The sequence below is a fragment of the Streptomyces sp. NPDC060205 genome (assembly GCF_042728395.1).
In the GTDB taxonomy this organism is placed as follows: domain Bacteria; phylum Actinomycetota; class Actinomycetes; order Streptomycetales; family Streptomycetaceae; genus Streptomyces.
The window spans coordinates 1-13394 of the sequence record NZ_JBHWZP010000092.1; the positions used below are offsets into that span (position 1 = coordinate 1).

General features: G+C 70.9%; 9 protein-coding genes. 4 read left to right on the plus strand and 5 right to left on the minus strand.

Annotated features, from left to right (window positions below; all coding sequences use genetic code 11):
- Positions 1–421: 421 nt before the first annotated feature.
- From whiA to uvrC, 4 genes are read right to left on the minus strand one after another with little or no spacing between them, the layout of a single operon-like run.
- Entirely contained in the window at positions 422–1411 is a 990-nt protein-coding gene (whiA, locus tag ACFWGJ_RS18250) for a DNA-binding protein WhiA (RefSeq protein WP_107017634.1), read from the minus strand.
- A complete protein-coding gene (gene yvcK, locus ACFWGJ_RS18255; protein WP_387325381.1) occupies positions 1402–2508 on the minus strand; it encodes a uridine diphosphate-N-acetylglucosamine-binding protein YvcK in 1107 nt (368 codons plus the stop codon). The genes whiA and yvcK overlap by 10 nt, the downstream gene beginning before the upstream one ends.
- Positions 2505–3608, minus strand: coding sequence for an RNase adapter RapZ (rapZ, locus tag ACFWGJ_RS18260; protein WP_387325384.1), 1104 nt, complete (start codon positions 3606–3608; stop codon positions 2505–2507). Before rapZ ends, yvcK begins: the two co-directional genes overlap by 4 nt.
- Positions 3605–5659 (minus strand): excinuclease ABC subunit UvrC, encoded by a 2055-nt coding sequence (uvrC, locus tag ACFWGJ_RS18265; RefSeq protein ID WP_387325387.1) that lies wholly within the window; start codon positions 5657–5659, stop codon positions 3605–3607. The genes rapZ and uvrC overlap by 4 nt, the downstream gene beginning before the upstream one ends.
- Before the next feature lie 411 nt (positions 5660–6070).
- Between uvrC and ACFWGJ_RS18270 the strand changes: the two genes are divergently transcribed.
- The 4 genes from ACFWGJ_RS18270 (at position 6071) to ACFWGJ_RS18285 (ending at position 9799) form a co-directional block, all read left to right on the plus strand.
- A complete protein-coding gene (locus ACFWGJ_RS18270; RefSeq protein ID WP_387325390.1) occupies positions 6071–6241 on the plus strand; it encodes a hypothetical protein in 171 nt (56 codons plus the stop codon).
- Positions 6242–6747: 506 nt separating this feature from the next.
- Complete coding sequence (locus tag ACFWGJ_RS18275; RefSeq protein ID WP_387325393.1) at positions 6748–7701, plus strand: hypothetical protein; 954 nt, start codon at positions 6748–6750, stop codon at positions 7699–7701.
- Positions 7702–7847: 146 nt separating this feature from the next.
- Complete coding sequence (locus ACFWGJ_RS18280) at positions 7848–8891, plus strand: LacI family DNA-binding transcriptional regulator (RefSeq protein WP_387325395.1); 1044 nt, start codon at positions 7848–7850, stop codon at positions 8889–8891.
- Entirely contained in the window at positions 8888–9799 is a 912-nt protein-coding gene (locus tag ACFWGJ_RS18285; protein ID WP_387325398.1) for a carbohydrate kinase, read from the plus strand. Before ACFWGJ_RS18280 ends, ACFWGJ_RS18285 begins: the two co-directional genes overlap by 4 nt.
- Before the next feature lie 307 nt (positions 9800–10106).
- On the opposite strand, the gene uvrA is transcribed toward ACFWGJ_RS18285, so the two are convergent.
- Positions 10107–13193, minus strand: a complete 3087-nt coding sequence (gene uvrA, locus ACFWGJ_RS18290; RefSeq protein ID WP_387325401.1) for an excinuclease ABC subunit UvrA — start codon at positions 13191–13193, stop codon at positions 10107–10109.
- Between the last annotated feature and the right edge of the window lie 201 nt (positions 13194–13394).

A 13394-nucleotide genomic window follows, 5' to 3' on the forward strand; every position in this document is an offset into this window, starting at 1 on the left:
GGCCGCGCCGTTCCCCGCGCCCCTGAGGTGGGTGGGGTCGACGTGGGGTGTCGGGTGCGGGTCGCATTCGGCTGGCCGCGCAGTTCCCCGCGCCCCTTAGGTGGGTGGGGGGTGCGGTTGTCGGTTGGGGGAGCGGGCCGTGGTGATCGGCTCGGGCCCCGGCCCACCCAGGGCGCGGGGAACTGCGCGGCCAGCCGAATGCGACCCGCACCCGACACCCCACGTCGACCCCACCCACCCCAGGGGCGCGGGGAACGGCGCGGCCAGCCGAATCAGACCCGCACCCGAGATTCCACGCCAGCGTCACCCACCCCCAGGGGCGCGGGGAACTGCGCGATCCGCCCCCACCGGACCCGCAGCCGAAGCCCACCCCCACGCCACCACCCCCAAGGGGCGCGGGGAACGGCGCAACCAGCAGACGTCAGCCCACCAAGTTGTCAGCCATCTCCTCGCTGAGCGTGGACTCCGTCCCCGGAATCCCAAGGTCCTGCGCCCGCTTGTCGGCCATCGCGAGCAGCCGCCGAATCCGCCCCGCCACCGCATCCTTCGTGAGCGGCGGCTCCGCGAGAGCGCCCAGCTCCTCAAGCGACGCCTGCTTGTGCTCCATCCGCAACCGCCCAGCGGCAGCGAGATGCTCAGGAACCTCGTCCGCGAGAATCTCCAGAGCCCGCTGCACCCGCGCCCCCGCGGCGACAGCCGCACGGGCCGACCGCCGAAGGTTCGCGTCGTCGAAGTTGGCGAGACGATTCGCCGTGGCGCGAACCTCCCGCCGCATCCGCCGCTCCTCCCACGCCAGCACCGACTCGTGCGCCCCGAGCCGCGTCAGCAGCGCCCCGATGGCGTCCCCGTCGCGCACGACGACCCGGTCCACGCCCCGTACCTCACGCGCCTTCGCCGCGATCGAGAGCCGACGCGCGGCCCCCACCAGCGCGAGCGCCGCCTCGGGCCCCGGGCAGGTCACCTCAAGCGAGGACGAACGCCCGGGCTCGGTGAGCGAGCCGTGCGCCAGGAAGGCCCCGCGCCAGGCCGCCTCGGCGTCACAGGTGGCCCCTGAGACCACCTGTGGCGGCAGCCCCCGGATCGGGCGCCCACGGCCGTCCACGAGCCCGGTCTGGCGGGCCAGCTGGTCACCGCCAGCGACCACCCGGACGACGTAACGCGAACCCCGGCGCAACCCGCCCGGCGCCATCACGATCAGCTCGGAACTGTGGCCGAAAATCTCAAGAATGTCCCGCTTCAGCCGTCGCGCCGCCATCGCGGTGTCCAGCTCCGCCTCGATCACGATCCGGCCGCTCACCAGGTGAAGGCCGCCCGCGAACCGCAGGATGGCGGAGACCTCCGCCTTTCTGCAGCAGGTCCGGGTGACGGGAAGCCGGGAGATCTCATCCTTCACCGCTGCCGTCATCGCCATGGGCCGATCCTTCCATGCATCCGAAAAATACGGTCGTACGCGGCGGCCAACAGCTCCGGATCGTGCCTCGGAGTCCCGTCGGTCCTGGCCACCGGCGCCAGCTCGACCGCCGCGCCGAACCGCTTGGCGGCATCGGCGAGTATCTCGCGGTCGGGCACGGCGGCCTCGTCGGCCAACACCACGTCCAGGGCGAGTTTAGGGGCGTGTCGTCCCAAAACCTCCAAATGACGCTGCGGTGAGAAGCCTTCTGTTTCTCCGGGCTGCGGAGCGAGGTTCAGCGGGAGGACCCGGCGCGCCTTCGTCTCGGTGAGGGCGTCGAGCAGCTCGGGCACGAGCAGATGCGGGATCACGGAGGAGAACCAGGAGCCGGGACCGAGGACCACCCAGTCGGCGTCCAGCACGGCGGCAACGGCTTCGGGGACCGCCGGCGGGTCGTGCGGCACGAGGTGCACGGACTGCACCTCGCCGGGGGTGAGCGCCACGGTCGCCTGGCCCCGTACGGTGTCGACGTCCTCGGGCCGGTCCGGGTCGTGCCCCTTGACCAGCGCCTGCAGCTCCAGGGGTACGGCGGACATGGGCAGCACCCGCCCGTGCGCGCCCAGCAGCCTGCCGACCAGGTCGAGCGCCTGGACGTGGTCGCCGAGCTGCTCCCACAGGGCGACGATCAGCAGATTGCCGACCGCGTGCTCGTGCAGTTCGCCCTGGGACTGGAAGCGGTGCTGGATGACCCGGGCCCAGGTCTGCCCCCATTCGTCGTCCCCGCACAGCGCGGCCAGCGCCTTGCGCAGGTCGCCGGGCGGCAGCACACCCAGTTCGTCGCGCAGACGGCCGCTGGAGCCGCCGTCGTCGGCGACCGTGACGACGGCGGTGAGGTCGCCGGTGATGCGGCGCAGGGCGGCGAGCGAGGCGGACAGGCCCATGCCCCCGCCCAGCGCGACGACCTTGGGCTGGGCACCGCGGCGCCGCGGCTTCGCGCCGCGGGCCTCGGTGGGCTTGGCACCGCGGGCGTCGACGGGCCTGCCGCCGGGCCCGTCGATGCCGCGCCCGTCGATTCCGCCCCGCCGCAGCCGGTCCAGCCGCAGAGAACGTCGTGTCATTCGCGGCCCATGTCCCGGTGGACGACGACCGTCTCCACTCCCTCGGACACCAGGCGGGCCGCGAGCTTCTCCGACATGGCGACGGAGCGGTGCTTGCCGCCGGTGCAGCCGACCGCGATGGTCACATAGCGCTTGCCCTCACGGCGGTAGCCGGTCTGGATGAGCTGCAGCAGTTCGGCGTACCGGTCGAGGAACTCCTTGGCGCCGGGCTGGTTGAAGACGTACGCCGCCACCTCCTCGTTCAGGCCGGTGTACTGGCGCAGCTCCGGGACCCAGTGCGGGTTGGGCAGGAACCGCATGTCCACGACGAGGTCGGCGTCGACCGGCAGGCCGTACTTGAAGCCGAAGGACATGACGGTGGCCCGCAGCTCGGGCTCCTCCTCCCCGGCGAACTGGGCGTCCATCTTGGCGCGCAGCTCGTGCACGTTCAGGCTGGAGGTGTCGATCACCAGGTCGGCGTCGCCGCGCAGCTCCCGCAGCAGTTCGCGCTCGGCGGCGATGCCGTCGACGATGCGGCCGTCGCCCTGGAGCGGGTGCGGCCGGCGCACTCCCTCGAAGCGGCGCACCAGGGCGTCGTCCGAGGACTCCAGGAAGACGATCCGCCGGGTGACGTGCTTGGTCTCCAGGTCGGCGAGGGACTCGCGCAGGTTGTCGAAGAAGCGCCGGCCGCGGACGTCGACGACGACCGCGATCCTCGCCACGTTACCCTGCGAGCGCGCGCCGAGCTCCACCATGGTGGGGATCAGCGCGGGTGGCAGGTTGTCGACGACGAACCAGCCCAGGTCCTCCAGACACTTGGCGGCGGTGGACCGGCCCGCGCCCGACATCCCGGAGATGATCACCAGCTCCGGGATGGCCGCCTCGGGGACGCCTGGCTTGTCGATGGTCGTGCCCGTGTTCACTTCCGCTCCGTCTTCCTGTTCCGCCTCGTCGGCTCCGCCGGCTGTGTCGGCCGGCGCCGTCCGCTGCGGCCGATCTTCGCGTGCTTCCTTGTGCGGTGCCTCGGTTTCAGCTGTGTTCACCGCGCCTGTGCGGGCCGCGTCGGTTCCGGCGTCCGCCGTGCGCGGCGCCACCGGTTCTTCCTGCTCGTTACCGGTCATCTTTCCTGCCCCCGTCGCTCGTCCGAGGTGCCCGCGGACACGGGCTCCTCCGCGACACCCGCCGTCGTTTCGGGTGCCGCGTCCTCCACGTGATCCTCGTCTTCCATGATCTCTCCAGTCGCGGTGTTCACGGCGGGAGCCACCGGGGCCGCCTGGGCGAAGGCCACGGCGATCGACTCGGCCGTCTTACGGCCTATGCCGGGAACCTCGCAGATCTGGTCGATTGTCGCGGATCGCAGCTTTTTCACCGAACCGAAATGCTTGATCAATGCCTGCTTGCGCGTCTCACCGAGCCCCGGCACGTCGTCGAGCGGGCTCGCCCTGAAGCGCCGGGCCCGCTTGGCGCGCTGGTAGGTGATCGCGAAGCGGTGCGCCTCGTCGCGCACACGCTGAAGAAGATAGAGCCCTTCACTGGTACGTGGCAGTACCACGGGGTCGTCGTCGCCGGGCAGCCAGACCTCTTCGAGGCGCTTGGCGAGGCCGCAGACGGCGATGTCGTCGATGCCCAGCTCGTCCAGGGCCCGCTGGGCTGCCGCGACCTGCGGCTTGCCGCCGTCGACGACGACCAGCTGCGGCGGGTACGCGAACCGCTTGGGCCGCCCGTCCTCCTCGGTGAGACCCGCCTCGCCGTCGGCCCACTCGCCGGTCTTCTCCTTCTCGCCGAGGTACCGCTTGAAGCGGCGGGTGATGACCTCGTGCATGGAGCGGACGTCGTCCTGGCCCTCGAAGCCCTTGATCTGGAAGCGGCGGTACTCGCTCTTGCGCGCGAGCCCGTCCTCGAAGACGACCATCGACGCCACGACGTCGTCGCCCTGGAGGTGCGAGATGTCGTAGCACTCGACCCGCAGGGGCGCGCTGTCCAGGTCGAGGGCCTCGGCGATCTCCTCCAGCGCGCGGGAGCGGGTCGTCAGGTCGGAGGCGCGCTTGGTCTTGTGGAGGGCGAGCGAGTGCAGGGCGTTGCGCTCGACCGTCTCCATGAGGGCCTTCTTGTCGCCGCGCTGCGGGATCCGCAGCGACACGTTCGACCCGCGCCGCTCGGTGAGCCACTCCTGGACGGGCTCCAGAGGGTCGGGCAGCGCCGGGACGAGTACCTCCTTCGGTACGGAGTCGCCGGTCTCCTCCCCGTACAGCTGCTGCAGCGCGTGCTCGACGAGGTCGCCCGTGGTGACCGCCTCGACCTTGTCGGTGACCCAGCCGCGCTGGCCGCGCACCCGGCCGCCGCGTACGTGGAAGATCTGGACGGCGGCTTCCAGCTCGTCCTCGGCCAGCGCGATCAGGTCGGCGTCCGTCGCGTCGGCGAGCACGACGGCGCTCTTCTCCATGGCCTTCTTGAGGGCCCCGATGTCGTCGCGCAGCCGTCCGGCCCGCTCGTACTCCATGTCCTCGGCGGCGTCCGTCATCTGCCGCTCCAGACGGCGGATGTACGTACCCGTGCGGCCGGTCATGAAGTCGCTGAACTCCTCGGCGAGTTCACGATGCTCCTCGGGTGTGACCCGTCCGACGCAGGGAGCGGAGCACTTGCCGATGTAGCCGAGCAGACAGGGGCGGCCCGTGCGCTCGGCGTTCTTGAACACGCCCGCGGAGCACGTCCGGACGGGGAAGACGCGCAGCAACAGGTCCACGGTGTCGCGGATCGCCCACGCGTGCCCGTAGGGACCGAAGTAGCGCACGCCCTTCTTCTTCTGGCCGCGCATCACCTGCACGCGCGGGAACCGCTCGTGCATGGTGACCGCGAGATAGGGGTAGCTCTTGTCGTCGCGGTACTTCACGTTGAACCGGGGGTCGTACTCCTTGATCCAGGAGTACTCCAGCTGGAGCGCCTCGACCTCCGTGGTCACCACGGTCCACTCCACCGACGCGGCCGTGGTGACCATCGTGCGCGTACGCGGGTGGAGATTGGAGAGGTCCTGGAAGTAGCTGGCCAGGCGCTGGCGCAGGCTCTTCGCCTTCCCGACGTAGATCACCCGGCGGTGCTCGTCGCGGAATCTGTAGACCCCTGGCGAGTCGGGGATCTGTCCCGGCTTGGGGCGGTAGCTGGAGGGGTCGGCCATGTCTCACACCCTACTGGCGGGGTGTGACAGCGCGACGGCCCGCCGTCCTGCGGCCCGGCCCGATCCGGACCGCTCCCGGCTTCGATCCGGCCGGCCCAGCTCCCGGGACCGCCTGGCATGCCCTGATCAGCTCGTCGCGGTGGGCCCGCCGGCGCCCCTCCAAGACCCCTCGACCGGCCGATGCCGCACCCGCCCGGGGGCACACCGCCGCGGCCCGCGCCCAACACCCCGTCGGAGGTGGACGGTTACGGCTGGCCGGAGGTGGGCAATTGAGGTGGACCGGAACCTGTTTCGGGGGCTGGCCGTGACGACACGAAGACAATTCGGGGCAATGCTCGTAGCAGTGCAGATGCAGGTGGATCCACCGCCCCGGACAAGGGCGTCGGGTCGATGACCGAAGGGCTGCGGAAGATGCGACAGACACGGATCGAGAAGACACGGCGGTCGGTCCGGGTCCGCCCGTACCAGGACGAGGAGCAGTTCGGCGACAGCCTGCTGTCCGGCCTCGACCCCCGCGACCCCGACATCGTGCGCGCCAAGCGCCTGAGGTCGACGCAGCCCGACACGGACCCCCGCCCCTGAGCCGGACGGCGACCCCGCCGTCCGACGCACGAAGGCGGCCCGGAGCGCACGCGTGTCACCGGGTCCACGGCGCTCACCCGCCGGACCCCCACCGCCCGCGCTCCGGGCCGCCGCATGTTCCGGGCGGCCCTCCGCCCGGAACCGACAGGACCTCCGGCCGTTCCGGACAGGACCTCCGGCCCCTCTCCTGACGGCCCCTCGGCGGCGCCGCCGGCCTTGAGCCACCGCTCGGCCCGGCGCCCGCCCGGCGTCCAACCGGCCTCCCCGCCTTCGCCGCGAGTCCGCGTCCCCACGTCCGTACGTCCGCGCCGGAAAGCACCGGTGACAGCGAAGTTGCGCATCAGGTGTTGTCCGGGCCTGGTCAACAGGCTTCAATGCGGGATTACTTGGGCCGGGAACCACGGCGTACGCATGTGACCATCCCCCGTACGCCGACCGGGGCGGCCCCTTTGAGCAGTGCGAACGGCCCGACCAGCCGTTGTGAGCTTCAGAAGAAGGGCCCCTGCATGCGGCACGGCACACAGCACGCGGACGTGGACGTCGTCGCGGCGGAACTGGACACCGCTCTGCGGACCGGCCCCTTCCATGTCGCGCTGCGCGCCGCGATCACCGCTCGTGGACTGCCGCTGCAGCGCGTACAGCACCATCTGACGCGGTACGGGGTCAAGGTCGGCGTGACGAGCCTGAGCTACTGGCAGCAGGGCGCCCGGCGTCCTCAGCGGGCCGAGTCCCTGCGGGCCGTGCGCGCTCTGGAGGAGATACTCCAGCTGCCGGACGAGTCGCTGATCCGCCTGCTCACAGCGGCCGACGAGCACACCGGCGCGGACCGCCCCTCGGCCCGCTCGTACCGCTCGCTCGTCGAGGCCTCCGGAGCCCTGGAGAAGCTGCTGGCCGAGCTCGACTCACCGCTCGACGGCGGGCTGCTCGCCCTCGGCCAGCACGAACGGGTACGGATCGGCCCCCGCCGCGAGCTGGCCGGGCGCGACTCCCAGCACATCGTGCGCGCCCACAAGGACGGCGTCGACCGCTACGTGGCCGTCCACCACGGTGACCCCGGCTGCGTCCCCGAGCACATGACCGTGCACGCCCTGGAGAACTGCCGCACGGGGCGCGTGCTCCGGCACCACGAGACCGGCGTGCTCGTGGCCGAGCTGCTCTTCGACACGCTGTTGCGGGCGGGCGACACCTTCCTGTTCCGCTACGCCGTCGAGGACGGCACGGCCGGCGCGTCCGGCGAGTACGTCCGCGGCTTCGGCTTCTCCGGCGGGCAGTACGCCCTTGAGGTGCGGTTCTCCGAGGGGGCGCTGCCCGTGCGCTGCCACCGGTTCGCCCAGCACTCGGCGGCGGCACCCCGCAGCGGCCGCCGCGAACTGCCCCTGAGCGGCCACCACCGATCGGTCCACATGGTGGAGCAGCGGGTCCGGTCGGGGATCGTGGGGATCGGGTGGGAGTGGGAGTGAGCGGCCGACCGGGACCGGACGTGAGGGCCGCCTCCCCCGGGTACGCGTAAACGTTTGCGCAAGCGTTTACGTGCCGTGCCGGATGGGGTACTTTCGCGGTCGGGCCGCCGATTCCGGGGCCTTGGGGAAGGCGGCGGGGAGACGGCATGGCGACGATGGCCGATGTGGCCCGGCACGCGGGCGTGTCCGTCGCGACGGTCTCGCACGTGCTCAACGACACGCGCCCGGTGCTGCCGCACACCCGCCAGGCCGTCCTCGATGCCATCGAGACCCTCGGCTACACCCCGAACGGCCTGGCCAGATCCCTGGTCACCGCGCGCACCCGGTCCATCGGGCTCGCGGTGTCGGCGATCAGCAACCCGTATTTCACGGAGATCCTCCAGGGTGTGGAGGCGAGCGCCCTGGAGCACGGCTACAGCCTGTTGATCGCGGATCCGCACGACGACCCGGTCCATGAACGCAAGGTGGTCCAGCTGCTGCACGAGCGGCGCGTGGACGGCATGATCGTCGCGCCCTCCGCGGATCCCGGGGAGCTGATCGGCTATCTCGGGCGGCACGGCGTACCGACGGTGTTCCTGGACCGGCTGGTCGACGACGTCCCGGCGCCCGGTTTCACGTTCGACCAGGTGTCCGCGGAGAACACCGAGCCGGTCACGCATCTGGTCGCCCACCTCGCCGAACGGGGACACCGGAGGATCGGCCTGATCGCGGGCCTTGCGGGTCTCAGCACGACGAGCGAGCGGATCACCGGTTACCGGCTCGGCCTGGCCGGCGCGGGACTCGCCTACGAGGAGCGGCTCGTGATCTCCGGCAATTCGGAGGCGGCAGGCGCGGAGCGGGCGACCGCGTCCCTGCTGTCCCTGCCGGCGCCGCCGACGGCGCTGATCACCGCCAACAACGCGATGACCATCGGTGCGCTGCGGGCCGTCCGCGCCCGGGGTGTGTCCGTGCCCGGCGAGCTGGCCCTGTGCTGCTTCGACGACTTCGCCTGGGCGGACCTCTTCTCTCCCCGGCTCACCGCTGTCTCCCAGCCCAGCAAGGAGATCGGGGCCGAGGCCGTACGGCTGCTGCTGGAACGGCTGGGCTCCCCCGGCCGCCCCACCCGTACGGTCCGGCTGCCCTCCGCCTTCGTACACCGCACGTCGTGCGGGTGCCCAGAGAGCCGCCCCGAGAAAGGAACCGTCTCGTGATCGTCGTCGCCGGTGAGGCCCTGATCGACCTGGTGCCCGGTGAGTCGGGCGCGCTCGCCGCGCTCGACCCGCGCCGCGGCGGCGGCCCGTACAACACGGCGGTCGCGCTGGGCCGCCTCGGTTCCCGCACGGCCTTCTGCTCCCGGATCTCGACCGACGCTTTCGGTGAGGCCCTGGTCGGCGGGTTGCGCGAGGCGGACGTCGACGTGTCGTCCGTGCAGCGGGGCGCCGAGCCCACGACCCTCGCCGTCGCGTCCATCGCCGCCGACGGCTCGGCCGCGTACTCCTTCTATGTCGAGGGCACCGCGGACCGGTTGTTCTCGGCGCCCGACCGACTCCCCGACGGGACGCGGGCGGTGTCCTTCGGTACCTGTTCGCTCGTCCTGGAACCGGGTGCGAGCGCGTACGAGGAGCTGATGCGGGGCGCGTCCGCCCAGGGGGTGTTCACCACGCTGGATCCGAACATCCGCGCGGGACTCATCCCCGATCCGGACGCCTACCGGGCACGGTTCAAGAGCTGGCTGCCCTCGGTGTCGCTGCTCAAGCTGTCCGAGGAGGATGCCCAATGGCTGGGCGGCACCCCGCGCGAGTGGCTGGCCTCAGGCCCCTCGGCCGTCGTGATCACCCGGGGCGGCGACGGGCTGACCGCCTTCACCCGCGACGGCGGCGAGTACTCCGTGCCGGGCGAGCCGGTCGACGTGGTGGACACGATCGGTGCGGGCGACACCGTGAACGCGGCGCTGCTGCACGGCCTCGCCGCCCGCGACGCGCTGTCCGGCGCGGGACCGGCGGGTCTGGGGGCCGACGGCTGGGCCGACTTGCTGAGGTTCGCCGCCCGCGCCGCGGCAATCACCTGCTCCCGAGCAGGCGCGGAACCCCCGTACGCACACGAACTGACCGCCTTCTGAGCGCCCCGAAAGGGGCGCGGGGAACTGCGCGAGCGCCCCGAAAGATCGCAGGGACCTGCGCGAGCGCCCCAAAGGGGCGCGGGGAACTGCGCGACCAGCCACGACGCGCCCGCACTCACAAGACATCCTGCCCCGGCACCCCCTGGGCCTTGGCCCATGGCCCATGGCCCTTGGCCCTTGGCCCTTGGCCCTTGGGCGAAGCGTCCACGCTTCCGCAACGCGCCGCGCCCCACGGGATGTCCCATGGAGCGCGGCGCGGACGGTGACGACACACAGGAGCACACGACCCTGAGGCCGTCCCCCCGGATCAGGACTTACGAGCCCGAGCCGTCTTCTTCGCCGGGGCCGCCTTCTTGGCGACGGCCGCCTTCTTGGCGCCCGAGCCACCGCCCCCCTTGGCCGCGGTGCTCTTCGTCGCCGCGGACTTCGCCGTCGAGGTCCTGGCCGTCGCCGTCTTCCTCGTCGTGGCCGTCGCCGCCACAGCCTTCTTGGTGGCGGCCTTCTTGGCCGCAGCCTTGCGCACGGGCTTCGCCTGCGAGGCGTCGCTGACACGCTCGGCGCCCAGAACCTCCCGCAGGAACTTGCCCGTGTGGCTGGTCGACACCCCGGCCACCTCCTCGGGCGTGCCCTCGGCGACGACGATGCCGCCGCCCGCACCACCCTCGGGACCCATGTCGACGACCCAGTCCGCGGTCTTGATCACGTCGAGGTTGTGCTCGATGACGATGACCGTGTTGCCCTTTTCGACCAGGCCGGACAGCACGACGAGCAGCTTGCTGATGTCCTCGAAGTGCAGGCCGGTGGTCGGCTCGTCGAGGACGTACACCGTGCGTCCGGTGGACCTCTTCTGGAGTTCACTGGCGAGCTTCACGCGCTGGGCCTCGCCGCCGGACAGGGTCGTCGCGGACTGGCCGAGCCGGACATAGCCGAGGCCGACGTCGTTCAGGGTCCTGAGGTGACGGGAGATTCCAGGCACCGCCTCGAAGAAGTTCATGGCTTCCTCGATCGGCATGTTCAGGACGTCGGCGATGGACTTGCCCTTGTAGTGGACGTCCAGGGTCTCCCGGTTGTATCGCGCTCCGTGGCAGACCTCGCACGGGACGTACACGTCCGGCAGGAAGTTCATCTCGATCTTGATCGTGCCGTCGCCCGAGCAGTTCTCGCAGCGGCCGCCCTTGACGTTGAAGGAGAAGCGGCCGGGCAGATAACCGCGGACCTTCGCCTCGGTGGTCTCGGCGAACAGCTTGCGCACGTGGTCGAAGACACCGGTGTACGTCGCCGGGTTCGACCGGGGGGTGCGGCCGATGGGCGACTGGTCGACGTGCACGACCTTGTCGACGAGGTCGTCGCCCTCCACGCGCGTGTGGCGGCCGGGAACGCTCCTGGCGCCGTTCAGCTCGCGGGCCAGGTGCGTGTACAGGATGTCGTTGACCAGCGTCGACTTGCCGGAGCCGGAGACACCCGTGACGGCCGTGAGGATGCCCAGCGGGAACGACACGTCGATGTCCCGGAGGTTGTTCTCGCGGGCTCCGTGCACCGTGAGCTGCCGGGAGGGGTCGCGCGGGCGCCGGATGTCGGGCAGCGGGATGGCCTTCCTGCCGGACAGGTACTGACCGGTCTGCGACTCCTCGTTGGCGAGGAGCTCCTTCAGTGAGCCGCTGTGCACGACATGGCCGCCGTGCTCGCCCGCGCCGGGGCCGATGTCGACGATCCAGTCGGCCACCTTGATGGTGTCCTCGTCGTGCTCGACGACGATGAGGGTGTTGCCCATGTCGCGCAGCCGGACCAGCGTCTCGATGAGGCGGTGGTTGTCCCGCTGGTGCAGCCCGATGGAGGGCTCGTCGAGGACGTACAGGACGCCCACGAGGCCGGAGCCGATCTGGGTGGCCAGCCGGATGCGCTGGGCCTCGCCGCCGGAGAGGGTGCCCGCCGCGCGGTTCAGCGACAGGTAGTCGAGGCCGACGTCGACCAGGAACCGCAGCCTTTCGTTGACCTCCTTCAGGACGCGCTCGGCGATCTTCTTGTCGCGCGCGTCGAGCCGCAGCTTGCCCAGGAAGTCCGCGCAGTCGCTGATGGACATGGCGGAGACCTCGGCGATGGACTTCTCCATGACCGTGACCGCGAGGACGACCGGCTTGAGGCGCGTGCCCTCACAGGTGGGGCAGGGCACCTCGCGCATGTAGCCCTCGAAGCGCTCGCGGCTCGTGTCGCTCTCGGCCTCGCTGTGCCGGCGCTTCACGAAGGCGACGGCACCTTCGAAGGGCGTGGTGTACACGCGCTCCCTGCCGTACCGGTTGCGGTAGCGGACCTCGATCTGCGTCTTGTGGCCGTACAGGAGGGCCTTCTTGGCGCGCTGCGGGAGACCGGCGAAGGGGATGTCGGTCCGGAATCCCAGGGCGTCCGCGAGGGCTCCGATGAGACGGGCGAAGTAGTCCTTGGTGTGCCCGTGCGACCAGGGGTGGATGGCGCCCTCGTCGAGCGACTTGTCCTCGTCCGGGACGATCAGCTCGGCGTCGACCTCCATGCGCGTGCCGATGCCCGAGCACTCCGGACAGGCGCCGAAGGGCGAGTTGAAGGAGAAGGAGCGGGGCTCCATCTCCTCGAAGGACAGGTCGTCGTACGCGCAGTACAGGTGCTCCGAGTACATGCGCTCGCGCTCGGGGTCGTCGGCCGGGAGGTCGACGAAGTCGAGCACGACCATGCCGCCGGAGAGGCCGAGCGCGGTCTCCACGGAGTCGGTCAGGCGGCGCTTGGCGCCGTCCTTGACCGTGAGGCGGTCGACGACCACCTCGATGGTGTGCTTCTCCTGCTTCTTCAGCGTCGGCGGTTCGGTGAGCTGGATCGTCTCGCCGTCGACCCGGGCCCTGCTGTACCCCTTGGTCTGGAGGTCGGCGAAGAGGTCGACGAACTCTCCCTTGCGCTCGCGCACCAGCGGCGAGAGCACCTGGAAGCGACTGCCCTGCGGAAGCTCCAGCACCTTGTCGACGATGGCCTGCGGCGACTGGCGCGAGATGGGACGGCCGCACTCGGGGCAGTGCGGCTTGCCGATGCGCGCGAAGAGCAGCCGCAGGTAGTCGTAGACCTCGGTGATGGTGCCGACCGTCGAGCGCGGGTTGCGCGAGGTCGACTTCTGGTCGATGGAGACGGCCGGGGAGAGACCCTCGATGAAGTCCACGTCCGGCTTGTCCATCTGGCCGAGGAACTGCCGGGCGTACGAGGACAGGGACTCCACGTAGCGCCGCTGTCCCTCGGCGAAGATCGTGTCGAAGGCCAGCGAGGACTTGCCCGACCCCGACAGGCCCGTGAAGACGATGAGCGAGTCGCGCGGAAGGTCGAGCGAGACATTCTTCAGGTTGTGCTCGCGCGCTCCACGGACGATGAGACGGTCGGCCACGCCGGGTCCGCACCTTTCTAGAGAGAAGTGACAGGGCCGAGGCCCCACGTCTTTTCTCAGACTAGGGGGAGCCACTGACAACGCCGGTTCGGTTCGCCTCGATGAGAACAATCCCGGACTTCCAAGAATGCCCGGCGCCGCCCCCGACCTTATAGCACGCACATTCGATTTGCGGTCGTCGTCCGCCACCTTCACCCGAAC